Source organism: Salmonella sp. SJTUF15581 (assembly GCF_043356775.1).
GTDB lineage: Bacteria > Pseudomonadota > Gammaproteobacteria > Enterobacterales > Enterobacteriaceae > Salmonella > Salmonella enterica.
In genome coordinates, this window is the sequence record NZ_JBEUJY010000002.1 from 452,892 (window position 1) to 476,253 (window position 23,362).

The following is a 23,362-nucleotide window of genomic DNA, read 5'->3' on the forward strand; positions in this document are numbered from 1 at the left end:
CGTTTCAGATCCATTTAATAAGGTAATCCTTAACAACTTCTTAAGGCAAAAAAAGAATCTTTTTTTCTGTACATCGCCTGCGGCGACAAGGTTAACTGACGGCAACGCGAGTTACCGCAAGGAAGAACAGATGCGAATTTTACTGGTAGAAGATGACACACTTATTGGCGATGGCATAAAAGCGGGCCTGAGTAAAATGGGTTTCAGCGTCGACTGGTTTACCGAGGAACGTCCGGGCAAAGAGGCGCTTTACAGCGCGCCTTATGATGCGGTTATTTTAGATTTGACGCTGCCAGGCATGGACGGACGGGATATTTTGCGCGAATGGCGCGAAAAGGGTAAACAGGAACCGGTACTGATCCTGACGGCGCGCGACGCGTTAGCAGAGCGCGTCGAGGGACTACGTCTGGGCGCCGATGACTATTTATGTAAACCTTTCGCGCTCATTGAGGTCGCCGCCCGTCTGGAGGCGCTGGTACGCCGCGCCAGCGGTCAGGCCAGTAGCGAATTGCGCCACGGCCAGGTGACGCTCAATCCAGGCAATCTCGTCGCGACGCTTGCCGGCGAACCGCTGGCCTTAAAACCAAAAGAGTTCGCGTTGCTGGAACTCTTACTGCGCAACAAAGGTCGCGTGCTGCCGCGCAAGCTTATTGAAGAGAAGCTGTATAACTGGGATGACGACGTGTCCAGCAATGCAGTGGAAGTCCATGTTCATCATTTACGCCGCAAGCTCGGCAGCGAATTTATTCGCACCGTACACGGCATCGGCTACACCCTGGGTGACGCATGAAATTGACGCAACGTCTCAGCCTGCGCGTCAGGCTGACGCTTATTTTCCTGATTCTGGTCTCCATCACCTGGGCAATTTCCAGTTTTGTGGCCTGGAGAAAGACGACGGATAATGTCGACGAGCTGTTTGACACACAGTTGATGTTGTTCGCCAGACGGCTTAGCACCCTCGATCTTAACGAGATCAACGCCCCGCAGCGCATGGCGCATACGCCAAAGAAATTAAAACATGGGCATATCGATGACGATGCGCTGGCGTTCGCCATCTTTTCCGCTGACGGCAAAATGTTGCTGCATGATGGCGACAACGGCCAGGATATTCCGTATCGCTATCGCCGGGAAGGTTTCGACAATGGCTATCTGAAGGATGACAACGACCTCTGGCGTTTTTTGTGGTTGAACTCGGCGGACGGCAAGTATCGTATCGTCGTCGGTCAGGAGTGGGATTACCGCGAAGATATGGCGCTGGCGATCGTGGCGGCGCAATTAACGCCGTGGCTGATCGCCCTTCCCTTCATGCTGCTAATTTTATTACTCCTGCTTCACCGCGAGCTCAGACCATTGAAAAAACTGGCGCAGGCGCTACGCTTCCGGTCGCCGGAATCGGAAACGCCGCTCGACGCCAAAGGCGTACCGAGCGAGGTTCGCCCACTGGTCGAAGCGCTTAATCAGCTTTTTAGCCGCATCCACTCCATGATGGTGCGCGAACGGCGATTTACCTCCGACGCCGCCCATGAATTGCGCAGCCCGCTGGCCGCGCTGAAAGTACAAACCGAGGTGGCGCAGCTCTCGGGCGACGATCCGCTATCGCGTGATAAAGCGCTGACCCAGCTCCATGCGGGGATCGATCGCGCCACGCGGCTGGTCGATCAGCTACTGACGTTATCGCGTCTCGACTCGCTCAATAATTTGCAGGATGTAGCGGAGATTTCGCTGGAAGAGCTGCTGCAGTCCGCGGTAATGGATATTTATCATCCGGCGCAGCAGGCGAATATCGACGTGCGTTTACAGCTTAACGCCCATGACGTCATACGTACCGGCCAGCCGCTACTCTTAAGCCTGTTAGTGCGTAACCTGCTGGATAATGCGATTCGCTACAGTCCGCAAGGCAGCGTCGTCGACGTTACCTTACATGCCCGCAGCTTCACCGTCAGAGATAATGGCCCTGGTGTAGCGCCAGAGATTCTGACGCATATCGGCGAGCGTTTTTACCGCCCGCCTGGCCAAAGTGTGACCGGCAGCGGTCTGGGATTATCAATCGTCCGTCGCATCGCTACGCTGCACGGCATGACGGTGTCGTTTGGCAACGCCGCGGAAGGTGGATTTGAGGCCGTAGTAAGTTGGTAACAGAGACTTTTGCCAAAAACGCAAAAGACTTTGCACATTTTGCTAATTTCACCGCACCGCCCGTCAGCGTAGAATCAGCAGCAAACGCATTTCTTGAGGACACAAAATGAGTAACATCCTGATTATCAACGGGGCGAAAAAATTCGCGCACTCCAACGGCCAGTTGAATGACACCCTGACCGAAGTTGCCGATGGGCTTCTGCGCGATCTGGGTCATCAGGTTAAGATCGTCCGCGCCGACAGCGACTATGACATTAAAGAAGAGGTGCAGAATTTCGTCTGGGCTGACGTGGTGATTTGGCAGATGCCAGGCTGGTGGATGGGCGCGCCATGGACAGTAAAAAAATATATGGATGATGTCTTTACCGAAGGTCACGGCACGCTCTATGCCAGCGATGGCCGCACGCGTTCCGATGCCGCTAAAAAGTATGGTTCCGGCGGTCTGGTGCAGGGGAAAAAATATATGCTGTCACTGACGTGGAACGCGCCGATGGAAGCATTTACCGAAAAAGATCAGTTTTTCCACGGCGTAGGCGTAGATGGCGTCTATCTGCCATTCCATAAAGCCAACCAGTTCCTGGGCATGGACGCGCTGCCAACGTTTATTGCCAACGACGTGATTAAAATGCCGGATGTTCCGCGCTATACCGCAGAATATCGCAAGCATCTGAGCGAAATTTTTGCTTAACTGGTCATCCTGGAATTAGAAGGAGTTAACCATGCTTACCGTCATTGCCGAAATTCGCACGCGTCCGGGCCAACATCACCGTCAGGCCGTCCTCGACCAGTTTGCGAAAATTATTCCAACCGTTCTTAAAGAAGAGGGGTGCCACGGTTACGCGCCGATGGTGGATCATGCCGCGGGCGTGAGTTTTCAGACTCTGGCGCCTGACTCGATCGTGATGATTGAACAGTGGGAAAGCGTTGCGCACCTTGAGGCGCATCTGCAAACCCCGCATATGAAAGCCTATAGCGACGCGGTAAAAGACGATGTGCTGGAAATGAATATTCGTATTCTGGAATCCGGCGTTTAAGTTATTACCCTCGTCTGACGTCGCCCTGATGCGATGCGCAAGTGTCGCCATCAGGCTGCGGCGTCATGTCGGATTCGCTTATCCGGCCTGCGGCATGCAGACCGGATAAAGCGTGCAACAACCGTTACACGTCGAGATCCGCGAGATCGCCTTTTTCCTGTAGCCAGTTGCGTCGATCTTCAGAACGTTTCTTCGCCAGCAGCATATCCATCATCGCGTTAGTACGCTGATCGTCTTCATCGCTAATGGTGAGCTGCACCAGGCGGCGAGTATTCGGATCAAGCGTGGTTTCGCGTAACTGCATCGGGTTCATTTCTCCCAGGCCTTTGAAACGCTGTACGTTCGGCTTGCCTTTCTTACGCTTCAGTTGTTCCAGTACGCCCGCCTTCTCTTCTTCCGTCAGCGCGTAATAGACCTCTTTACCCAAATCGATACGGTACAGCGGCGGTAGCGCGACGTAGACATGACCATTCTTCACCAGCGCGCGGAAATGTCTGACAAACAGCGCGCAAAGCAGCGTAGCGATATGCAAACCATCGGAGTCCGCATCCGCCAGGATACAGATCTTGCCGTAGCGCAGCTGACTCAGATCGTCGCTGTCCGGATCGATACCGATCGCCACGGAAATATCATGCACCTCTTGCGAGGCCAGCACTTCATCGGAAGAGACTTCCCAGGTGTTAAGGATCTTACCTTTGAGCGGCATGATCGCCTGATATTCGCGATCGCGCGCCTGCTTGGCGGAACCGCCTGCCGAATCCCCTTCCACAAGGAACAGCTCGGTCCGATTAAGATCCTGCGCGGTACAGTCCGCCAGTTTCCCCGGCAACGCCGGACCGCTGGTGAGCTTTTTGCGTACCACTTTTTTTGCGGCGCGCAGTCGCCGCTGCGCGCTGGCAATCGCCATCTCTGCCAGTTGTTCCGCCGCCTGCACGTTCTGGTTCAGCCACAGGCTGAAGGCATCTTTCACCACGCCGGAAACAAATGCCGCACATTGACGCGACGACAGACGCTCTTTGGTCTGCCCGGCAAATTGCGGGTCCTGCATTTTCACGGAGAGCACATAAGCGCAGCGATCCCAGATATCTTCCGCCGACAGTTTGACGCCGCGCGGCAGAATATTGCGGTATTCGCAAAATTCGCGCATCGCGTCGAGCAGGCCCTGGCGCAGACCGTTGACGTGCGTCCCCCCCTGCATGGTCGGGATCAGGTTGACGTAGCTTTCCGTCAGTAATTCGCCGCCTTCCGGCAGCCACAATAGCGCCCAGTCAACAGCTTCCGTTTCACCGTTAAAATTACCGATAAACGGCTTTTCCGGCAGCGTCGGCAGGCCGTTTACCGCTTCGCCCAGATAGTCGTTCAGACCATCCTGGTAGCACCAGCGCTGCTCGCTGTTATTCACTTCATCTTTAAAAGTGATTTCCACGCCGGGACACAGCACCGCTTTTGCTTTCAGAACGTGCATTAAGCGAGAGACAGAAAAACGCGGGCTGTCGAAGAAACTTTCGTCCGGCCAGAAATGGACGCTGGTGCCAGTATTACGTTTACCGCAGGTGCCGACAACCTGCAAATCCTGCACTTTTTCGCCGTTTTCAAACGCGATGTTATAGACCTGACCGTCGCGGCGCACGGTCACTTCCACGCGCTTTGACAGGGCATTCACTACCGAAATCCCCACCCCATGCAGACCACCAGAGAACTGATAGTTCTTATTGGAGAATTTACCGCCGGCATGAAGCCGACAGAGGATCAGTTCTACCGCCGGAACCCCCTCTTCCGGATGGATATCCACCGGCATCCCGCGTCCGTCGTCAATCACTTCCAGCGATTGATCGGCATGTAAAATGACATCCACGCGTTTGGCGTGACCTGCGAGTGCTTCATCCACACTATTATCAATCACTTCCTGACCCAAATGGTTGGGGCGGGTCGTATCGGTGTACATCCCCGGGCGGCGGCGTACCGGCTCAAGCCCAGTGAGTACCTCAATGGCATCAGCGTTATAAGTTTGCGTCATGGTTTAATTAGCAATTCGAATTGATTGTCAGCAACTGTGCAGTCCAAGAAAATCGACAATCTGGTTGAAATAATCTTCGAAGCCCGTGAATGCGTGATTACCCCCCTCGGTCACTGTCTGACGGCAGGAGGCGTAATATGCCACCGCCTGGCGGTAATCCAGCACTTCATCGCCCGTCTGTTGCAGTAGCCAGATCAGGTCCGGCGCTTCCAGCGGGTCAATCTGCATGACTTTAAGATCATAAATATGGCGAGACTCTAGCACATATTGCTGCCCGGTGTAGGGGTTCTCGTTCTGACCGAGATAGTCGGTCAGTAATTCAAAGGGCCGCACGGCGGGATTCACCACCACAGCCGGCAGCATAAAACATTGCGACAGCCAGGTGGCGTAATAACCACCCAGCGACGATCCTACCAGCCCTAATGGCGCACCGCCATGCTCAAGCACGAGAGATTCCAGCAACTCCGCCGCATCGGCAGGATACGGCGGTAGTTGAGGGACGATCATCTCAACATGCGGATGACGCTCCGCCAGCCAGTTTTTTAGCTGGCACGCTTTTGCCGAGCGAGGGGAACTGTTGAATCCGTGCAAATAGAGAAGCGTAGACATCAGTATCCTTCCGAAGCGGTATCGGGTCGGAACCGGGTATCCTGCAGGCGATGCACTTCCGTCTCCAGGACGCCGTTCTCCCGGAGCTCCAGCGTACGCCAGCCCGGCGCGATAGTATCCAGCGTAAAGTTCGCGCAGTGCGGTTTGAACTGTACGCAGGTTGACGGCGACGCCAGCAGACGGCGACCGTTCCAGTCAAGATCCAGCTCCTGGTGAATATGTCCGCATAACAGATATTTTACACGCGGGAAATTCGCCAGCACGCTATCCAGCTCACCGGCATTACGCAAGCTGTGCTGATCCAACCAACTGCACCCTGCCGGCAACGGATGGTGGTGCAACAGGAGCAATGTCTGTCTCTCTGGCGCATCGGCGAGCTTACGCTCAAGCCATTCCAGTTGGAACTCGCTCAGTTCGCCATGCGGAACGCCAAACACCTGGCTATCCAGCAACAAAATCTGCCATTGTTCACCGATTAACACGCGTTTAGCCGGGGAAATCCCCGCCTCTTGCAGCGCGCTGTACATTGCCGGCTGAAAATCATGATTGCCCGGTAGCCAAACGCAAGGCGCGCGAAAGCTTGCGATACCCTCAGCAAAATGCTGATAAGCCGCAGCGGATTGATCCTGCGCCAGATCGCCGGTGGCCACGATCAGATCATATTCATACTGTTGCGCCCGAATAGCCTCCAGCACGGCCTGGTAACTTTCCCAGGTATTGACGCCTAACAGCGTTTCATGCTTTTCGGCAAACAGGTGAGTATCTGTAATTTGTAAAATCCTGACTCGGGCCTCACCAGCCAGAGGTAGGGTTAACAGGCTTTCCAAATGGTGTCCTTAGGTTTCACGACGCTAATAAACCGGAATCGCCATCGCTCCATGTGCTAAACAGAATCGTAGCCAGTCGGCCAGAAACTGATTAATTTGATGCTTTTCGTCGCGTTGATGCAACTTTTTATTTGGATAATCATACCGCGCTTTGAAGCGAAAGATCTGCTGGCTTGAACACACTTCAGCCACCATCGCATCATGGTAGAGGCGCACCGTCAGCGACGGCAGGCTCCAGTAGGTGATGGCTGGCGCCGTTTGCTCGATCGTTACAAGCGTAGTGTATCGGGTCGATTCCACAATCGTTAACCGATATTGTACGTTGCCCACCTGATAGCTCACCGTTTCACCGGGGGCGTCATTGCGCGGCAGCAGGCGGCGCAATTGCGAAAAATTGGTTTCGCACAAACGCATCATTTCTGGGAAGTCAGGTGTATAACGCTTCATTTTTTCCACTCGTTTTTTAACTCTTGATGATGCAACTGAAGCCATTGCAAAGCGATGACTGCGGCTGCGTTGTCGATTTTCCCCTCTTCTACCCACTGGTATGCCTGTTCCCGGCTTACCACATGAACCCGAATATCTTCGTTTTCATCCGCCAGACCATGAATACCTGCCGCGGTCGTGGCGTCCACTTCACCCACCAGAATAGATGAGCGCTCGCTGGTTCCTCCTGGACTCGCCAGGTAACTGATGACCGGTCGGGTGCGGCCTACGGTCAGCCCCGCTTCTTCCATCGCCTCCCGCCGGGCGACCGCCTCAATGGTTTCGCCTTCTTCTATCATGCCGGCGACCATCTCCAGCAGCCACGGCGTAACGCTTGTGTCGTACGCGGCAATACGAATCTGTTCGACCAGCACCACCTCGTCGCGTTCAGGGTCAAAGGGTAGCAAGACGGCGGCGTGCCCGCGCTCAAAAATTTCGCGCTTTACCTCGCCACTCATTTCTCCGTTGAATAAACGATGGCGGAATCGATACACATCCAATGAAAAAAAACCGCGATAGCGCGTTTCCCGTGCAATAATTTCTACATCGCTTTTGGTGAAAGTAACTGGCAAGTTGTCTGATTTACGCATTGTGCTGCCCTGCTAGCAATAATGATTAAATGATGAATTTCAAGGGTGGTTGACTGCTGTTTTATCACCCTTGTGGTAAATTGGTGCCAATTAAGGCTCGTATGGCACGTAACGCCAACTTTTTGCAGTGGCGGATTCTGCTAGAATCAGCAATTATTTTTACAAATTGATCAGCGCTAAATACTGCTTCACAACAAGGAATGCAAATGAAGAAATTGCTCCCCATCCTTATCGGCCTGAGCCTGTCGGGGTTCAGCACACTAAGCCAGGCAGAGAACCTGATGCAAGTTTATCAGCAAGCACGCCTGAGCAACCCGGAATTGCGTAAATCCGCTGCCGATCGCGATGCTGCATTCGAAAAAATTAACGAAGCGCGTAGTCCTTTACTGCCGCAACTGGGTTTGGGTGCCGACTACACCTACAGCAACGGTTATCGCGATGCGAACGGTATCAACTCCAATGAAACCAGCGCTTCCCTGCAATTAACGCAGACGCTATTTGATATGTCGAAATGGCGTGGGCTCACCCTGCAAGAAAAAGCAGCAGGCATTCAGGATGTCACCTATCAGACCGATCAGCAGACGCTGATCCTCAATACCGCGAACGCGTATTTTAAGGTATTGAACGCTATTGATGTGCTTTCCTATACCCAGGCGCAAAAAGAGGCTATCTACCGTCAGTTAGATCAAACGACGCAACGTTTTAACGTGGGTCTGGTCGCCATTACCGACGTGCAAAACGCCCGTGCACAATATGATACCGTACTGGCGAATGAAGTGACCGCCCGCAACAACCTGGATAACGCGGTAGAAGAGCTGCGCCAGGTAACCGGCAATTATTACCCGGAGCTGGCGTCGCTTAACGTCGAGCATTTTAAAACCGACAAACCCAAAGCTGTTAATGCGCTGCTGAAGGAAGCGGAAAACCGTAACCTGTCGCTGTTGCAGGCGCGTTTAAGTCAGGATCTGGCGCGCGAGCAAATCCGTCAGGCGCAGGATGGCCATCTGCCGACGCTGAATTTAACGGCCTCAACCGGCATTTCTGATACCTCTTATAGCGGTTCTAAAACCAACTCCGCCCAGTACGACGATAGCAACATGGGGCAGAATAAAATCGGCCTGAACTTCTCCCTGCCGCTGTATCAAGGCGGGATGGTTAACTCGCAGGTAAAACAGGCGCAGTATAACTTCGTCGGCGCAAGCGAACAGCTGGAAAGCGCGCACCGTAGCGTGGTGCAGACCGTACGTTCTTCCTTTAACAATATTAACGCCTCCATCAGTAGCATCAACGCGTATAAACAGGCAGTCGTTTCCGCGCAAAGTTCTTTGGATGCAATGGAAGCCGGTTACTCGGTCGGTACACGTACCATTGTTGACGTACTGGATGCCACCACCACTCTGTATGATGCCAAGCAGCAACTGGCCAACGCGCGTTATACCTATTTGATTAATCAGTTAAATATCAAATATGCGCTCGGTACGCTGAACGAGCAGGATCTGCTCGCGCTTAACAGTACGTTGGGTAAACCTATCCCGACGTCGCCGGAAAGCGTAGCGCCGGAAACGCCAGAGCAGGATGCTGCCGCAGACGGTTATAATGCCCATAGCGCCGCGCCGGCAGTACAGCCGACCGCCGCTCGCGCCAACAGCAATAACGGCAATCCATTCCGGCATTGATAAGTTATTCGCTGGCGCTGCGCTTATCAGACCTGTGCCCTTGTAGGTCTGGTAAGCGCGGCGCTACCTGTCATAAAGCCGCACCTGAACGTAAGACAACGTAAAGATCCTGCTATTCCGCCGCATTCTCGCCTTTTCTCGCTTCAATTTCGACCAGTCATCCTCTATTCTGAACGCATGTTGTATTTACCACTGGGTCCTGGAAGACAAATATGAAACGGACAAAATCCATCCATCACGCATCATTTCGCAAAAGCTGGAGCGCGCGGCATTTAACGCCGGTCGCCCTGGCGGTTACGGCTGTTTTTATGCTGGCTGGCTGTGAAAAAAGCGATGAAACCGTATCGCTGTATCAAAACGCTGATGACTGTTCAGCGGCGAATCCGGGCAAAAGCGCGGAGTGTACAACCGCGTATAACAATGCGCTGAAAGAGGCCGAACGTACTGCGCCTAAGTACGCTACACGCGAAGATTGCGTCGCTGAGTTTGGCGAAGGTCAGTGCCAGCAAGCGCCCGCACAGGCTGGCATGGCGCCGGAAAATCAGGCGCAGGCCCAACAATCCAGCGGCAGTTTCTGGATGCCGCTTATGGCAGGTTACATGATGGGGCGTCTGATGGGCGGCGGCGCAGGCTTTGCGCAACAGCCGCTGTTTAGCTCGAAAAACCCGGCCAGCCCTGCATACGGCAAATATACCGATGCGGCAGGTAAAAACTACGGCGCGGCGCAACCGGGCCGGACAATGACCGTACCGAAAACCGCGATGGCGCCGAAACCGGCCACCACAACAACCGTTACCCGCGGCGGTTTTGGCGAATCCGTCGCCAAACAGAGCACCATGCAGCGTAGCGCTGCCGGTACTTCAACACGTTCGATGGGCGGCTGATACGCATGGAAAGAGTCAGTATTACCGAGCGCCCGGACTGGCGCGATAAAGCGACTGAATACGGGTTTAATTTTCACACTATGTATGGTGAACCGTACTGGTGTGAAGACGCTTATTACAAGTTAACGCTCGCCCAGGTGGAAAAACTGGAAGACGTTACCGCCGAGCTGCACCAGATGTGCCTCAAGGTAGTAGAACGCGTCATCGCCAGCGATGAGCTGATGACGAAGTTTCGTATTCCAAAACATACCTGGGGTTTTGTTCGCCAGTCCTGGCAAACGCAACAACCGTCGCTCTATTCCCGCCTCGATTTGGCCTGGGACGGCATCGGCGAGCCTAAGCTGCTCGAAAATAATGCCGACACGCCAACATCGCTGTATGAAGCGGCGTTTTTTCAGTGGATTTGGCTGGAAGATCAGATCAACGCGGGCAATCTGCCGGAAGGCAGCGATCAGTTTAATAGCCTGCAGGAAAAGCTGATTGAACGCTTTGCTGAACTTCGCGAGCAGTACGGTTTTCAGTTGCTGCATCTCACCTGCTGTCGCGATACGGTTGAGGATCGCGGCACCATTCAGTATTTACAGGACTGCGCGGCCGAAGCGGAAATCGCCACCGAATTTCTCTATATCGACGATATTGGTCTGGGGGAAAAAGGCCAATTTACGGATCTGCAGGATCAGGTCATTGCGAACCTGTTCAAGCTCTATCCGTGGGAATTTATGCTGCGCGAGATGTTTTCCACCAAGCTGGAAGATGCCGGCGTGCGCTGGCTGGAACCGGCCTGGAAAAGCATTATCTCCAATAAAGCGTTGTTGCCGCTGTTGTGGGAGATGTTCCCGGACCATCCGAATCTGTTGCCTGCGTATTTCGCCGAAGACGAACATCCACAAATGGATAAATATGTCGTGAAACCGATCTTCTCCCGCGAAGGGGCGAACGTATCGATTATTGAGAACGGTAAAACGATCGAATCCGTGGAAGGCCCGTATGGCGAAGAGGGTATGATCGTGCAACAGTTCTATCCGCTGCCAAAATTCGGCGACAGTTACACCCTGATTGGTAGCTGGCTGATTAACGATCAGCCCGCCGGAATTGGTATCCGTGAAGATCGGGCGCTGATCACCCAGGATCTCTCCCGCTTCTATCCGCATATTTTTGTCGAAGGATAAATTTTCCTGTAAGCCCGATGCGCGTAGCGCCATCGGGCAATCATTCAGCGCCTTATCCGGCCTACCCCACCTGCACCGACAACATACTTATACTGCCCATCTCAATACCGTCGACCGGGATGGTGATAGGTTCCTTGCCGTCCCAGGCGCCAAGTACATACAGCAAAGGCAAAAAGTGCTCCGGCGTCGGGTTCGATAAGGCGCCCCCTTCATGTTGCAGATAATTCACCAGCGGGTGCTGTTCTACCGGCCCCTGCCACGTCAGGTTAGCTTTCACAAAGTCATTAAATGACGCCGCCCAGGGATACGGTATATTGTCACCGTGCCAACGCACAGTCCGCAGGTTATGAACCACATTCCCGCTAGCCACCAGCATCACGCCTTCGTCACGCAGCGTCGCCAGTTTACGCCCCATCTCAAAATGCCATGCCGCCGGTTTGGTACTATCAACACTAAGCTGCACCATCGGGATATCCGCATTCGGGTACATCTTGATCAATACGCCCCAGGAGCCGTGATCAAATCCCCACGCTTCTTTATCGAGCGCGACGGGAACGGGAGCCAACAGTTCAACCAGACGCTGCGCCAGCGCAGGCGATCCAGGGGCCGGATAATGCGTGTCATACAGCGCCTGCGGAAAACCGCCAAAATCATGGAGAGTTTGCGGCCTTTCCATCGCTGTGACGCCCGTCCCGCGGGTATACCAATGCGCCGACACCACCACTATCGCCTGTGGTCGCGGCAGGGCTTCCCCCAATCGCCGCCAGGCGCGGGTATAATCATTATCGTCCAGCACGTTCATCGGGCTGCCATGCCCCAAAAACAATGCTGGCATACACGTTAAAGACATGATGTTATCCTTACAGGAAAGACATTTTGTTAACATCACCATACGCTTTCTTCACAGAGGAAGAACTCAGATAACTATGATGAAGATCATCAGTTATTTTGAAGGTCAGGTTCGGACGGCAAATTGATAAGGAGTAATGGATGTCAGTACCACTTATTCTGACCTTACTGGCGGGCGCCGCCACCTTTATTGGCGCATTTCTTGGCGTTCTCGGCCAAAAACCGTCTAACCGCGTGCTGGCTTTTTCGCTGGGTTTCGCCGCAGGGATCATGCTGCTTATCTCGCTGATGGAGATGCTGCCCGCCGCGCTTGATACCGAGGGGATGTCGCCTGTACTGGGCTACGGGATGTTTATTATCGGCCTGTTGGGCTACTTCGGGCTGGATCGCCTGCTTCCTCACGCTCATCCGCAGGATCTGGTGCAAAAAAGGCAGCAGCCGCTTCCCGGCTCGATAAAACGCACTGCGATTTTATTGACGCTCGGCATTAGCCTGCACAACTTTCCGGAAGGGATCGCCACCTTTGTCACTGCCAGCAGCAATCTTGAACTGGGTTTCGGCATCGCACTGGCGGTGGCGTTGCACAATATTCCTGAAGGTCTGGCGGTTGCCGGTCCGGTTTATGCCGCGACGGGCTCAAAACGTACCGCGATTTTTTGGGCCGGTATCTCCGGCATGGCGGAAATTCTTGGCGGCGTGCTGGCGTGGCTGATTTTGGGCAGTCTGGTTTCGCCAATCGTTATGGCGGCTATCATGGCGGCAGTCGCCGGTATTATGGTGGCGCTCTCCGTCGATGAACTGATGCCGCTGGCAAAAGAGATCGATCCTAACAATAACCCCAGCTATGGCGTGCTTTGCGGTATGTCCATCATGGGGCTCAGTCTCGTCATTTTGCAGACTATAGGTATCGGTTAAGAGAAACGTCGCGCCGGATGCAGGCCTTTAGCCAGGCAACATCCGGCTTCCCGTCAAGGATATGCGCTATTTCTGCTCATTCATCACGCTGTCGCCTTCGCTCGTCTGGCGAAAACGTTTCGTTCGCGCTTCAAGTAATGCATCTCTGTCCTGCCGAAACGCTCTGCAATAACGCTTCATATGGCAAATATACCCTACTACCACCAGAACGATTAATATTATCCAATACCAGGCAATAAACATCCTTTTTACCCTTAAAATTTAACATCACTAAACATTTAACGTTAAAATTTTACATACCCTTATTTTGACGTATTCATATACTGGCATATTTGTGGAACAAATAAATGATTTTGATCATATAAATCAGTGGTGAAACACAATAATGAAAGAGGTATTAAGCAGAAAACAATGTCGATAAGATCACACTTCGTACTAATTTATATTGTTCTTAAAATATCACACTCCTACTATCGACTCACTCAGGCAATTAAAAAATATTGATACAGAATATACTTTAAAATAAGTAATAGCATTATGACTTATATTTAAAGACCAATCATTTACCTCATTTATCATTCATAAAAACATAGTATATTCAGAAATATTATATTTATAAGTTGTATATAAGGAGATATATCCATGTTTGACCAATACCGGAAAACAATACTTGCCGGTGCCGTCGCACTGACATGCGGACTCACCGCAGCCAGTACGTTTGCCGCAGGTTTTCAACCGGCGCAGCCCGCAGGGAAATTAGGCGCAGTCGTTGTCGATCCTTACGGTAATGCCCCTCTCACCGCACTGGTGGAATTAGATAGCCATATTATTTCAGACGTTAAAGTTACTGTACATGGCAAAGGGGAAAAGGGCGTTCCCGTTACTTATACCGTTGGGAAAGAGTCTTTAGAAACCTATGACGGTATTCCTATTTTTGGCCTTTATCAGAAATTTGCCAACAACGTCACGGTAGAATATAAAGAAAACGGCAAAGCCATGAAGGATGACTATGTGGTGCAGACGTCCGCCATCGTCAACCATTATATGGATAACCGTTCTATTTCAGATCTCCAGCAAACGAAAGTTATTAAAGTCGCGCCAGGATTTGAAGATCGCCTTTATCTGGTAAATACCCATACCTTTACGCCGCAGGGCGCTGAATTTCACTGGCACGGCGAAAAAGATAAAAATGCGGGCATTCTTGATGCCGGTCCGGCGGGCGGGGCTTTGCCTTTCGATATCGCCCCTTATACGTTTGTGGTCGACACCCAGGGTGAATATCGCTGGTGGCTGGATCAAGATACCTTCTACGACGGCCACGATATGAATATCAACAAACGCGGCTATCTGATGGGTATTCGTGAAACGCCTCGCGGCACCTTTACCGCGGTGCAGGGCCAACACTGGTACGAGTTTGACATGATGGGGCAAATTCTTGCCGATCATAAACTGCCGCGCGGGTTCCTGGATGCGTCTCATGAATCCATCGAAACCGTGAACGGCACCGTACTGCTGCGCGTCGGCAAACGCGATTACCGCAAAGAAGACGGCATACATGTTCATACTATTCGTGACCAAATCATTGAGGTCGATAAGTCTGGCCGCGTAGTAGACGTTTGGGATTTAACCAAAATCCTCGACCCTATGCGTGATGCGCTGCTCGGCGCGCTGGATGCGGGCGCAGTATGCGTGAACGTCGATCTGGCCCATGCCGGACAGCAGGCGAAACTTGAACCGGATACGCCGTATGGCGATGCGCTTGGCGTTGGTGCCGGTCGTAACTGGGCGCACGTCAACTCTATCGCTTATGACGCGAAAGACGACTCCATCATCCTTTCTTCCCGCCATCAGGGTATTGTAAAAATTGGTCGCGATAAGCAGGTGAAATGGATACTGGCACCGTCTAAAGGCTGGAATAAGCAGCTAGCCAGTAAATTGCTGAAACCGGTAGACGATCATGGTAAGCCGTTGACCTGTGACGAAAACGGCAAGTGTAAGGACACCGATTTCGATTTCACCTATACCCAACATACGGCATGGCTTTCCAGCAAAGGCACGTTAACGGTCTTTGATAACGGCGATGGTCGCGGCCTAGAGCAACCGGCTCTACCGACCATGAAATATTCCCGTTTTGTCGAATATAAGATCGATGAGAAGAAAGGCACCGTACAACAAGTTTGGGAATACGGTAAAGAACGTGGATATGATTTCTATAGTCCTATTACCTCGGTTGTTGAATATCAAAAAGACCGCGACACCATGTTCGGCTTTGGCGGTTCTATTAACCTGTTCGACGTTGGTAAACCAACAGTCGGCAAACTGAATGAGATTGACTATAAAACGAAAGAAGTGAAAGTTGAAATTGATGTGCTGTCGGATAAGCCCAACCAGACTCACTATCGTGCGTTACTGGTTCATCCAACGCAAATGTTTAAATAAATCACGGGAAGGAATTAATATGTCATCTAAATGGATTACCTCTTTATTTAAAAGCGTAGTATTAACCGCGGCATTGGTCACTCCTTTTGCGGCATCGGCTTTTACCGAGGGCACAGATTATATGGTTCTGGAGAAACCGATTCCTAATGCGGATAAAACGCTGATTAAGGTATTTAGCTACGCCTGCCCTTTCTGCTACAAATATGACAAAGCCGTAACAGGTCCGGTTTCTGATAAAGTAGCCGATCTCGTTACGTTCACTCCGTTCCACCTGGAAACAAAAGGCGAATATGGCAAACAGGCCAGCGAAGTATTTGCAGTCCTGATCGCCAAAGATAAAGCTGCCGGGATTTCGTTATTTGATGCTAAATCACAATTCAAAAAAGCGAAGTTCGCCTGGTACGCGGCTTACCATGATAAGAAAGAGCGCTGGTCAGATGGGAAAGATCCGGCGGCATTTATTAAAACCGGGCTGGACGCCGCAGGCATGAGCCAGGCTGATTTTGAAGCGGCGCTGAAAGATCCTGCCGTTCAGGAGACGCTGGAAAAATGGAAAGCCGCCTATGACGTTGCCAAAATTCAGGGTGTTCCGGCTTACGTCGTCAACGGCAAGTACCTTATCTATACCAAAAACATCAAATCCATCGATTCTATGGCTGAACTCGTTCGGGAACTGGCCACTAAAAAATAAGCAGGGAAACGATTATGGATTTTATTAAGGGATTATGGCGAGACCTGCGCGCAAGACCAGTAGATACGCTGGTGAGATGGCAGGAACAGCGCTTTCTGTGGCTGTTAATGGCCATCGCGATGGGAGGGTTAATTATCCTGGCGCACTCGTTCTTCCAAATCTATCTCTACATGGCGCCGTGCGAACAGTGTGTTTACATTCGTTACGCGATGTTTGTGATGGTAATTGGCGGGGTGATTGCGGCGATAAATCCCAAAAATATCGTGCTGAAGCTGATTGGCTGCATCGCGGCGTTTTATGGCAGCATTATGGGCATTAAGTTTTCTATTAAGCTTAATGGTATCCATCATGCGGTACATAATGCGGACCCCGATTCACTTTTTGGCGTGCAAGGATGTTCGACTGACCCGACCTTTCCTTTCAACTTACCGTTGGCGGAATGGGCACCGGAGTGGTTTAAACCTACCGGAGACTGCGGTTATGACGCGCCTATCGTCCCTGATGGCGTAACGCTCAGTAGCGTACAGCAGTGGTTTGTCGATCTCTACCAGCAGTCCGAAGGCTGGTATCTGCTTCCGCCCTGGCACTTTATGAACATGGCGCAGGCATGTATGTTGGCCTTTGGGTTGTGCCTGATTCTGCTGCTGGTGATGAGCGGCGCCTGGGCATTGAAACTGGCCAGAGGCAAATAACCTGAATAGATAAACCAAAGCAGAGGTCTGCATTCAGGCCTCTGCTTTTCTCACAATAATTTTACCATTCAGCTTATTCGTCGTTCTTTGAAACTGAACAATATGGCACCGAAGGAATACAAAAAAGCCGATGACATCTCATCGGCTTTTTTCAACCATGATCCGTTCGATCAGCTGGCTTTGCGCTCATGCGCCTGGCGGTAAGCCACCAGATCTTCAATCGTGACTACCGCCATATTATGCTGGCCTGCAAACGCGATACACTCCGGCGCGCGCGCCATCGTCCCATCGTCGTTAGTCAACTCGCACAGTACACCTGCAGGTTTAAAACCGGCCAGCGTCATCAGATCGATGGTCGCCTCCGTATGACCGCCGCGCGTCAGCACGCCGCCCGCCTGAGCGCGCAGTGGGAAAACGTGCCCCGGACGGTTAAGATCGGACGGTTTTGCGCCATCCTTAATTGCCGCACGCACCGTAGTGACACGGTCAGCGGCGGAAACGCCGGTGGTCACGCCTTCTGCGGCTTCAATGGTCACGGTAAAACCGGTACCGTAGGCGCTGGTGTTGTTTTCCACCATCATTGGTAAGTCGAGCTGCTTACGACGGTCTTCAGTAATACACAGGCAAACAATACCGCTACCGTGACGAATGGTTAACGCCATCTGTTCTACGGTCATCGTCTCTGCGGGGAAAATCATATCGCCTTCGTTTTCACGATCTTCATCATCAAGCACCATCACACCGCGTCCTTCACGCAGCGCATCCAGTGCAAGTTCAACACGTTCAAAAGGCGTACCAAAAGAGGAAAGTAGCGTCTGATTCATGGTAAAAAAACCTCATTAACATTATGGTTACCAGAATCAGGGCAGTCTTAGGAGTGCCGACAAGCGGCAAAAAAATAACGTGAGCGGGTCCATGCCCGACTGGATCGTTACCCTCTCCCATCCGGACTTTAACCGTCGGCCCCGGAATTACACCGGATCTGCTGACCTTTTCGCTATGGCAAAAAGCGCTCGCGGGCTTTCAACCTGCTCTCCGCGTTCCGTCACGGCGCGCCGTGATGAGAAATGCGTTAAACATCGCTGATTTACCGCCGGTGGGGAATTTCGCCCCGCCCTGAGAATAAGCGGGTTAACTATAACGCTATTGATTACCTTCATCAACGCCTTTACTCCGTATGACGTCACACAATTCTGGTTTATGGCGTCCACATATCGCACTACAATAAGAGCTAACACTTACCAGTTCAGGGAAACCACAATGATTGACCCGAAAAAAATTGAGCAAATCGCACGCCAGGTTCATGAGTCAATGCCGAAAGGTATTCGCGAGTTCGGGGAAGATATCGAGAAAAAAATCCGTCAAACGCTGCAATCTCAACTGACGCGTCTCGATCTGGTGAGCCGCGAAGAGTTTGATGTCCAGACTCAGGTCTTGCTGCGCACCCGGGAAAAACTGGCGCTGCTGGAGCAACGCCTCAGCGAACTGGAAGCTCGCGACAAGCCTGAAGAAGTAAAACCTGCGCCCGCCATCCCGCCAGTCGATCCACAAGAGTAAAAACGTGAACGGGCCTGACGGCCCGCTCATATAAGATCTGAATAATGTCCTGCGCCTGTATAAGGGAGCCTGCATTAGTGTTCTAATTCTAACCTTTTCGCCTGAGTCGCCTGCTGGCAGTAAAGCGCGTAACGCTTGCAAAACCAGTCGCGATGCTCCTCGTCCATATTGCCGGTTACCGCCTGGATATCAACAGGACGCCCCTCCGCCTGCATTCTGGCAAAACTGCGCGCCAGAAAATCAAAATTATTTAGTGAATAGACGTTATTGTTGTTCATCAGCATACCCTCCAGTTATTGAATTCTGTTAAGGCTATATGCTTTTTCTGATTTCAGTATTTCCCTATATGTACGGCGGTTTTATACATAACGTGCGCAAATTTAATGCGCAAAATCACAATATTCACCAAAGATAACGACGGATAAATCGCTTTTCGGACTTAAGGAGATATGGGTCACATGATATTGTAACGCAGTGAAATAACAAGCATGAAAATTATCACGCGAACCCCCTTCTGAAGGCGGCGACAAGGATAGAAAATATGACCTTATTTGCGGAGTATAACAGCCCCTATCTGTTTGCCATTGCGTTCGTTTTCTTTATCGGCGTGCTGGAGATGATTTCTCTGATTTTTGGCCACTTTCTTTCAGGCGCGCTCGACGCCCATCTCGATCATTATGACGCCCTGTCATCCGGCCCTGCGGGCCAGGCGCTTCATTATCTGAATATTGGACGCGTTCCCGCCCTGGTCGTCCTCTGTCTATTGGCCGGCTATTTCGGCCTCTTCGGTATCCTCATCCAGCATGGCGGGATCATGCTCTGGCAGGCGCCGCTCAGCAATCTGCTGCTGGTCCCGTTAAGCATTGTCCTGTCGGTCTTTGCCGTGCATTACAGCGGAAAAATCCTCGCGCCCTGGCTACCCAGAGATGAAAGCTCCGCCCTCAGGGAAGAGGAATTTATCGGCGGCATGGCGATTATTACCGGCCACGCCGCCGTCGCCGGTACACCTTGCGAAGGAAAATTTACCGATAAGTTCGGCCAGATTCACTATTTACTGCTGGAACCCGAAAAGGGAAAAGAATTTAAAAAAGGAGACAAGGTGCTGATTGTCTGCCGACTTTCCGCAACGCGTTATTTGGCTGAGTGTACCTTCTATGTTTAATTGAGAGGAACTTACATAATGGATGATGTTTTTGGCATATTGCCATCATGGATGTTTACCGCCATCGTTGCGGTTATCGTCTTACTAATTATCGGGATCATTTTTGCTCGCCTTTATCGCCGCGCATCTGCGGAACAGGCGTTTGTCCGTACCGGGCTTGGCGGGCAAAAAGTGGTGATGAGCGGCGGCGCTATTGTGATGCCAATCTTTCACGAAATTATTCCGATCAATATGAATACCCTAAAACTTGAAGTCAGCCGTGCTACCGTCGACAGCCTGATCACCAAAGATCGTATGCGCGTTGACGTGGTCGTTGCTTTCTTCGTGCGTGTAAAACCCTCTGTTGAAGGTATTGCCACCGCCGCACAAACGCTTGGCCAGCGAACGCTGTCGCCGGAAGATCTGCGTATGCTGGTTGAGGATAAATTCGTTGACGCCTTACGCGCTACCGCGGCCCAGATGACGATGCATGAGCTACAGGATACGCGTGAAAACTTCGTTCAGGGCGTACAAAACACCGTTGCGGAAGATTTGTCGAAAAACGGCCTGGAGCTGGAAAGTGTCTCATTAACCAACTTTAACCAAACGTCCAAAGAGCATTTCAATCCAAACAATGCCTTTGATGCCGAAGGTCTGACGAAACTGACGCAGGAAACCGAACGCCGCCGTCGTGAACGTAATGAAGTGGAACAGGATGTGGAAGTGGCGGTGCGCGAAAAGAACCGCGACGCGCTTGAGCGCAAGCTGGAAATCGAGCAACAAGAAGCCTTTATGACTCTGGAGCAGGAGCAACAGGTTAAAACCCGCACCGCCGAACAAAACGCCAAAATTGCCGCTTTTGAGGCCGAGCGCCATCGTGAAGCAGAACAGACGCGCATTCTTGCTGAGCGGCAGATCCAGGAGACGGAGATCGAACGTGAGCAAGCAGTACGGTCCAGGAAAGTTGAGGCCGAGCGTGAAGTACGTATTAAAGAGATCGAACAGCAACAGGTGACAGAAATCGCCAACCAGACGAAATCTATCGCCATTGCCGCCAAATCCGAGCAGCAATCACAAGCAGAAGCGCGCGCCAACGACGCGCTGGCCGATGCGGTTCGCGCCCAGCAAAACGTAGAAACCACCCGCCAGACCGCCGAAGCGGATCGCGCCAAGCAGGTCGCTCTGATCGCCGCGGCGCAGGATGCGGAAACCAAAGCGGTCGAACTGACCGTTCGGGCAAAAGCAGAGAAAGAAGCGGCAGAATTGCAAGCCGCCGCCATCATCGAACTGGCGGAAGCAACGCGTAAAAAAGGTCTGGCGGAAGCCGAAGCGCAACGGGCGCTGAATGACGCTATCAACGTGCTTTCTGACGAACAAACCAGCCTCAAATTTAAACTAGCGCTCTTACAATCGTTGCCTGCTGTTATTGAGAAGTCTGTTGAACCGATGAAATCCATCGACGGCATTAAGATTATTCAGGTCGATGGCCTCAATCGCGGCGCGACGGCGGGCGACGTCGCCGCTGGCGGCGCTAACGGGGGAAACCTGGCGGAACAAGCGTTATCTGCCGCGCTCACCTATCGTACCCAGGCGCCGCTGATCGATTCGCTGTTAAACGAGATTGGCATCGCTGGCGGCTCGCTAAAGGCGCTGACCACACCGTTGGTTTCATCGGCAACGGATGAGATTAATCGCGAAGCAACGGTAAAAGAGCAATAACCCCCCGCTATATCTCCTGTCCCTGGCCATAAGGCCGGGGATTTTTTTATCTTTTTTCCACCTTGTCTGTACAAAGCGTTATGACCAGCAGGCCATTTTGCGTGGGCGATCCAGTAACGCAAAATCGGCGGGAGAAAGCCCTTGCGCCAGACAGGCCACTCACCAACAATCGCGATGTCAGCAAGGGGCTGAAACGGGAAAGCCCCTCCCGAGGAAGGGGCTTTAATAAGGAAAGGGTTATGATGCAACAGGTCATCATACTGATTGTTCTGTTACTGATAAGTTTCGCAGCTTACTAACAGCCAATCAGAGGGGGGAGAGATCCCCTCTCACCCTTATTCCTTTACTTTAGGTCGAAAAAAAAGCAGCGTCAACCGCGAGATACGCGTCGAAACAAAATGTCCGACGCGCCTTCAAAATCAGCGCCCGCCGCGTCTGTAACGCCTGATGTCGCGGTTTTACTTCTCGCTCTCGGTCTGGATCTTTTTGATGATATTGGTCGTGGAACAACCATCTTCGAAGTTCAGCACCATGACTTCGCCGCCGTTGGCCCAGACCTCTTCGCTGCCCGCGATCTCTTCCGGCTTATAGTCGCCGCCTTTTACCAGCAGATCCGGCAGAATACCGGCAATCAGTCGTTGCGGCGTATCCTCTTCAAAAGAGACAACCCAGTCGACTGACTCCAGCGCGCCCAGCACGATCATACGCTGTTCGAGCGGATTAACCGGACGGCTTTCGCCTTTCAGACGTTTAGTCGAGGCGTCACTATTGACCGCAACAATCAGGCGGTCGCCCAATTTGCGCGCGTTCGCCAGATAAGAGACGTGGCCCGCGTGCAGAATATCGAAAACGCCGTTGGTCATGACCACTTTCTCGCCACGCTTACGCGCGCTGGCGACGGCCTGTCTCAACTCCTCTTCGGTCATAACGCCGAAGCCGGTATCCGCGCGTCCGCGCACTGCGTTTTCCAGCTCAATAGGGGAAACCGTCGACGTCCCGAGTTTACCTACCACTACGCCCGCCGCCGCATTGGCGAAATAACACGCCTCCTCCAGGGTATTTCCCGCCGCCAGCGTCGCCGCCAGCACGCCGATCACCGTATCGCCCGCACCGGTAACATCATAAACTTCCTGCGCCTGCGTCGGCATATGTAGCGGCGCTTTATTCGGTTGCAGCAGCGTCATTCCCTGTTCGGAACGCGTGACCAACAGCGCGGAAAGGTCGTAATCGGTAATAAGCTTCATGCCGCGTTCAACCAGTTCGTCTTCGCTTTTACATTTCCCCGCAACCGCCTCGAATTCAGAAAGGTTTGGCGTCAGCAGCGTGGCGCCGCGGTAACGTTCAAAATCCGTTCCTTTCGGATCGATGAGCACCGGCACGCCCGCCTGGCGCGCCAGGGAAATCATAGTCTGCACGCTGGTCAGAGCGCCTTTGGCATAATCGGACAATACCAGCGCGCCGATCGATCCCAGCGCCTGGTTGATACGCTCATGCAACGGTTGCGGGTCCACGCCCTCAAAGCCTTCTTCAAAATCAAGACGAATGAGCTGCTGATTACGTGATAGCACGCGCAGTTTGGTAATCGTCGGATGCGTCGGCACAGAAACGAAGTCGCACTTCACATTGACCTCTGCCAACGTTTTGCTCAGCGCGCGCGCGGCGTCATCAATACCCGTCAGGCCGACCAGACGGGCGTTCGCTCCCAGAGACGCAATGTTCATCGCCACGTTCGCCGCGCCGCCCGGGCGTTCCTCAACGGTATTTACCTTAACCACGGGCACCGGCGCTTCCGGTGAAATACGGCAAGTGGGGCCATACCAATAGCGATCCAGCATTACATCACCCACAACCATGACGCCTGCACGTTCAAACGCTGGCAGATTTACTTTCATTCCTGTCTCCTGAGAGATTCAAAATTTGCGCGCGATAAT

At 52.4% G+C, this 23,362-nt stretch carries 25 protein-coding genes and 1 riboswitch; of the genes, 15 read left to right on the forward strand and 10 right to left on the reverse strand.

The genetic code is table 11. The features are described from left to right. Nucleotides 1–130 precede the first annotated feature (130 nt). The 4 genes from qseB (at nt 131) to ABVN36_RS05705 (ending at nt 3,170) form a co-directional block, all read left to right on the forward strand. Nucleotides 131–790, forward strand: coding sequence for a quorum sensing response regulator transcription factor QseB (gene qseB / locus ABVN36_RS05690; RefSeq protein ID WP_023138726.1), 660 nt, complete (start codon nt 131–133; stop codon nt 788–790). Next, nucleotides 787–2,136: a quorum sensing histidine kinase QseC gene (gene qseC / locus ABVN36_RS05695; RefSeq protein WP_000779328.1), complete on the forward strand. Its 1,350-nt coding sequence runs from the start codon at nt 787–789 to the stop codon at nt 2,134–2,136. Before qseB ends, qseC begins: the two co-directional genes overlap by 4 nt. Before the next feature lie 106 nt (nt 2,137–2,242). After that, nucleotides 2,243–2,824, forward strand: a complete 582-nt coding sequence (locus tag ABVN36_RS05700) for an NAD(P)H-dependent oxidoreductase (RefSeq protein WP_000065416.1) — start codon at nt 2,243–2,245, stop codon at nt 2,822–2,824. Between the two features lie 31 nt (nt 2,825–2,855). Then, nucleotides 2,856–3,170, forward strand: a complete 315-nt coding sequence (locus tag ABVN36_RS05705) for a putative quinol monooxygenase (RefSeq protein WP_000958587.1) — start codon at nt 2,856–2,858, stop codon at nt 3,168–3,170. A 124-nt stretch (nt 3,171–3,294) separates the two neighbouring features. Here the strand turns inward: ABVN36_RS05705 and parE are convergent, their stop codons facing one another. The 5 genes from parE to nudF are packed head-to-tail and all read right to left on the reverse strand — an operon-like array spanning nt 3,295 to nt 7,699. Further along, nucleotides 3,295–5,187, reverse strand: coding sequence for a DNA topoisomerase IV subunit B (gene parE, locus ABVN36_RS05710; RefSeq protein WP_000195318.1), 1,893 nt, complete (start codon nt 5,185–5,187; stop codon nt 3,295–3,297). Between the two features lie 27 nt (nt 5,188–5,214). Continuing rightward, nucleotides 5,215–5,796: an esterase YqiA gene (gene yqiA / locus ABVN36_RS05715; protein ID WP_000105725.1), complete on the reverse strand. Its 582-nt coding sequence runs from the start codon at nt 5,794–5,796 to the stop codon at nt 5,215–5,217. Continuing rightward, entirely contained in the window at nt 5,796–6,623 is an 828-nt protein-coding gene (cpdA, locus tag ABVN36_RS05720) for a 3',5'-cyclic-AMP phosphodiesterase (protein ID WP_023138725.1), read from the reverse strand. The genes yqiA and cpdA overlap by 1 nt, the downstream gene beginning before the upstream one ends. A 24-nt stretch (nt 6,624–6,647) precedes the next feature. Next, complete coding sequence (locus ABVN36_RS05725; RefSeq protein WP_000833404.1) at nt 6,648–7,070, reverse strand: DUF1249 family protein; 423 nt, start codon at nt 7,068–7,070, stop codon at nt 6,648–6,650. After that, a complete protein-coding gene (nudF, locus tag ABVN36_RS05730) occupies nt 7,067–7,699 on the reverse strand; it encodes an ADP-ribose diphosphatase (protein WP_001231950.1) in 633 nt (210 codons plus the stop codon). Before nudF ends, ABVN36_RS05725 begins: the two co-directional genes overlap by 4 nt. Before the next feature lie 200 nt (nt 7,700–7,899). Here nudF and tolC point away from each other — a divergent pair, with 200 nt between their 5' ends. The 3 genes from tolC (at nt 7,900) to ABVN36_RS05745 (ending at nt 11,428) form a co-directional block, all read left to right on the forward strand. Further along, nucleotides 7,900–9,375, forward strand: a complete 1,476-nt coding sequence (tolC, locus tag ABVN36_RS05735) for an outer membrane channel protein TolC (protein ID WP_001663008.1) — start codon at nt 7,900–7,902, stop codon at nt 9,373–9,375. Nucleotides 9,376–9,587: 212 nt separating this feature from the next. Then, a complete protein-coding gene (locus ABVN36_RS05740) occupies nt 9,588–10,259 on the forward strand; it encodes a DUF1190 family protein (protein ID WP_000831528.1) in 672 nt (223 codons plus the stop codon). Nucleotides 10,260–10,264: 5 nt separating this feature from the next. Next, nucleotides 10,265–11,428, forward strand: a complete 1,164-nt coding sequence (locus tag ABVN36_RS05745) for a glutathionylspermidine synthase family protein (RefSeq protein ID WP_000442834.1) — start codon at nt 10,265–10,267, stop codon at nt 11,426–11,428. Nucleotides 11,429–11,489: 61 nt separating this feature from the next. On the opposite strand, the gene ygiD is transcribed toward ABVN36_RS05745, so the two are convergent. Next, nucleotides 11,490–12,278, reverse strand: a complete 789-nt coding sequence (gene ygiD, locus ABVN36_RS05750) for a 4,5-DOPA dioxygenase extradiol (RefSeq protein WP_001518640.1) — start codon at nt 12,276–12,278, stop codon at nt 11,490–11,492. Between the two features lie 140 nt (nt 12,279–12,418). Here ygiD and zupT point away from each other — a divergent pair, with 140 nt between their 5' ends. Beyond that, a complete protein-coding gene (gene zupT, locus ABVN36_RS05755) occupies nt 12,419–13,192 on the forward strand; it encodes a zinc transporter ZupT (RefSeq protein WP_000115874.1) in 774 nt (257 codons plus the stop codon). 66 nt (nt 13,193–13,258) lie between these two features. Here the strand turns inward: zupT and ABVN36_RS05760 are convergent, their stop codons facing one another. Next, nucleotides 13,259–13,435, reverse strand: a complete 177-nt coding sequence (locus ABVN36_RS05760) for a hypothetical protein (protein WP_000469259.1) — start codon at nt 13,433–13,435, stop codon at nt 13,259–13,261. A gap of 399 nt (nt 13,436–13,834) precedes the next feature. Between ABVN36_RS05760 and ABVN36_RS05765 the strand changes: the two genes are divergently transcribed. The 3 genes from ABVN36_RS05765 to dsbI are packed head-to-tail and all read left to right on the forward strand — an operon-like array spanning nt 13,835 to nt 17,014. Next, entirely contained in the window at nt 13,835–15,631 is a 1,797-nt protein-coding gene (locus tag ABVN36_RS05765) for an aryl-sulfate sulfotransferase (RefSeq protein ID WP_000460259.1), read from the forward strand. 19 nt (nt 15,632–15,650) lie between these two features. Next, entirely contained in the window at nt 15,651–16,322 is a 672-nt protein-coding gene (locus ABVN36_RS05770; protein ID WP_000096230.1) for a thiol:disulfide interchange protein DsbA/DsbL, read from the forward strand. 14 nt (nt 16,323–16,336) lie between these two features. Beyond that, nucleotides 16,337–17,014: a protein-disulfide oxidoreductase DsbI gene (dsbI, locus tag ABVN36_RS05775; protein WP_000345576.1), complete on the forward strand. Its 678-nt coding sequence runs from the start codon at nt 16,337–16,339 to the stop codon at nt 17,012–17,014. Between the two features lie 170 nt (nt 17,015–17,184). Here the strand turns inward: dsbI and ribB are convergent, their stop codons facing one another. Then, nucleotides 17,185–17,838: a 3,4-dihydroxy-2-butanone-4-phosphate synthase gene (gene ribB / locus ABVN36_RS05780; RefSeq protein WP_001076978.1), complete on the reverse strand. Its 654-nt coding sequence runs from the start codon at nt 17,836–17,838 to the stop codon at nt 17,185–17,187. A gap of 105 nt (nt 17,839–17,943) precedes the next feature. Then, a riboswitch (FMN riboswitch) is annotated at nt 17,944–18,142 on the reverse strand. 132 nt (nt 18,143–18,274) lie between these two features. On the opposite strand from ribB, the gene ubiK reads away from it, so the two are divergent. Then, nucleotides 18,275–18,571, forward strand: a complete 297-nt coding sequence (gene ubiK, locus ABVN36_RS05785; RefSeq protein ID WP_000566824.1) for a ubiquinone biosynthesis accessory factor UbiK — start codon at nt 18,275–18,277, stop codon at nt 18,569–18,571. Between the two features lie 74 nt (nt 18,572–18,645). Here ubiK and glgS read toward each other — a convergent pair whose 3' ends face one another. Next, nucleotides 18,646–18,855 (reverse strand): cell surface composition regulator GlgS, encoded by a 210-nt coding sequence (glgS, locus tag ABVN36_RS05790; RefSeq protein WP_000928927.1) that lies wholly within the window; start codon nt 18,853–18,855, stop codon nt 18,646–18,648. Between the two features lie 257 nt (nt 18,856–19,112). Between glgS and ABVN36_RS05795 the strand changes: the two genes are divergently transcribed. The 3 genes from ABVN36_RS05795 (at nt 19,113) to ABVN36_RS05805 (ending at nt 21,730) form a co-directional block, all read left to right on the forward strand. Then, the gene (locus ABVN36_RS05795) at nt 19,113–19,733 is read left to right on the forward strand and encodes an OB-fold-containig protein (RefSeq protein WP_001524033.1); all 621 of its coding nucleotides are present in this window, start codon (nt 19,113–19,115) and stop codon (nt 19,731–19,733) included. A gap of 18 nt (nt 19,734–19,751) precedes the next feature. Beyond that, a complete protein-coding gene (locus ABVN36_RS05800; protein ID WP_000342879.1) occupies nt 19,752–21,431 on the forward strand; it encodes a flotillin family protein in 1,680 nt (559 codons plus the stop codon). Nucleotides 21,432–21,670: 239 nt separating this feature from the next. After that, nucleotides 21,671–21,730 carry a type I toxin-antitoxin system Ibs family toxin gene (locus ABVN36_RS05805; protein ID WP_111754053.1) on the forward strand — a complete coding sequence of 20 codons (60 nt, stop codon included), beginning with the start codon at nt 21,671–21,673 and terminating at the stop codon, nt 21,728–21,730. A gap of 159 nt (nt 21,731–21,889) precedes the next feature. Here ABVN36_RS05805 and hldE read toward each other — a convergent pair whose 3' ends face one another. Next, a complete protein-coding gene (gene hldE / locus ABVN36_RS05810; protein ID WP_023138724.1) occupies nt 21,890–23,323 on the reverse strand; it encodes a bifunctional D-glycero-beta-D-manno-heptose-7-phosphate kinase/D-glycero-beta-D-manno-heptose 1-phosphate adenylyltransferase HldE in 1,434 nt (477 codons plus the stop codon). Nucleotides 23,324–23,362: the final 39 nt, after the last annotated feature.

Excerpts from the sequence above, each read along its gene's own strand:
- qseB (WP_023138726.1), top strand. The coding sequence starts at position 131 with ATGCGAATTTTACTGGTAGAAGATGACACACTTATTGGCGATGGCATA.
- qseC (WP_000779328.1), top strand. The coding sequence starts at position 787 with ATGAAATTGACGCAACGTCTCAGCCTGCGCGTCAGGCTGACGCTTATT.
- ABVN36_RS05700 (WP_000065416.1), top strand. The coding sequence starts at position 2,243 with ATGAGTAACATCCTGATTATCAACGGGGCGAAAAAATTCGCGCACTCC.
- ABVN36_RS05705 (WP_000958587.1), top strand. The coding sequence starts at position 2,856 with ATGCTTACCGTCATTGCCGAAATTCGCACGCGTCCGGGCCAACATCAC.
- parE (WP_000195318.1), bottom strand. The coding sequence starts at position 5,187 with ATGACGCAAACTTATAACGCTGATGCCATTGAGGTACTCACTGGGCTT.
- yqiA (WP_000105725.1), bottom strand. The coding sequence starts at position 5,796 with ATGTCTACGCTTCTCTATTTGCACGGATTCAACAGTTCCCCTCGCTCG.
- ABVN36_RS05725 (WP_000833404.1), bottom strand. The coding sequence starts at position 7,070 with ATGAAGCGTTATACACCTGACTTCCCAGAAATGATGCGTTTGTGCGAA.
- nudF (WP_001231950.1), bottom strand. The coding sequence starts at position 7,699 with ATGCGTAAATCAGACAACTTGCCAGTTACTTTCACCAAAAGCGATGTA.
- tolC (WP_001663008.1), top strand. The coding sequence starts at position 7,900 with ATGCAAATGAAGAAATTGCTCCCCATCCTTATCGGCCTGAGCCTGTCG.
- ABVN36_RS05740 (WP_000831528.1), top strand. The coding sequence starts at position 9,588 with ATGAAACGGACAAAATCCATCCATCACGCATCATTTCGCAAAAGCTGG.
- ABVN36_RS05745 (WP_000442834.1), top strand. The coding sequence starts at position 10,265 with ATGGAAAGAGTCAGTATTACCGAGCGCCCGGACTGGCGCGATAAAGCG.
- ygiD (WP_001518640.1), bottom strand. The coding sequence starts at position 12,278 with ATGTCTTTAACGTGTATGCCAGCATTGTTTTTGGGGCATGGCAGCCCG.
- zupT (WP_000115874.1), top strand. The coding sequence starts at position 12,419 with ATGTCAGTACCACTTATTCTGACCTTACTGGCGGGCGCCGCCACCTTT.
- ABVN36_RS05760 (WP_000469259.1), bottom strand. The coding sequence starts at position 13,435 with ATGTTTATTGCCTGGTATTGGATAATATTAATCGTTCTGGTGGTAGTA.
- ABVN36_RS05765 (WP_000460259.1), top strand. The coding sequence starts at position 13,835 with ATGTTTGACCAATACCGGAAAACAATACTTGCCGGTGCCGTCGCACTG.
- ABVN36_RS05770 (WP_000096230.1), top strand. The coding sequence starts at position 15,651 with ATGTCATCTAAATGGATTACCTCTTTATTTAAAAGCGTAGTATTAACC.
- dsbI (WP_000345576.1), top strand. The coding sequence starts at position 16,337 with ATGGATTTTATTAAGGGATTATGGCGAGACCTGCGCGCAAGACCAGTA.
- ribB (WP_001076978.1), bottom strand. The coding sequence starts at position 17,838 with ATGAATCAGACGCTACTTTCCTCTTTTGGTACGCCTTTTGAACGTGTT.
- ubiK (WP_000566824.1), top strand. The coding sequence starts at position 18,275 with ATGATTGACCCGAAAAAAATTGAGCAAATCGCACGCCAGGTTCATGAG.
- glgS (WP_000928927.1), bottom strand. The coding sequence starts at position 18,855 with ATGCTGATGAACAACAATAACGTCTATTCACTAAATAATTTTGATTTT.
- ABVN36_RS05795 (WP_001524033.1), top strand. The coding sequence starts at position 19,113 with ATGACCTTATTTGCGGAGTATAACAGCCCCTATCTGTTTGCCATTGCG.
- ABVN36_RS05800 (WP_000342879.1), top strand. The coding sequence starts at position 19,752 with ATGGATGATGTTTTTGGCATATTGCCATCATGGATGTTTACCGCCATC.
- hldE (WP_023138724.1), bottom strand. The coding sequence starts at position 23,323 with ATGAAAGTAAATCTGCCAGCGTTTGAACGTGCAGGCGTCATGGTTGTG.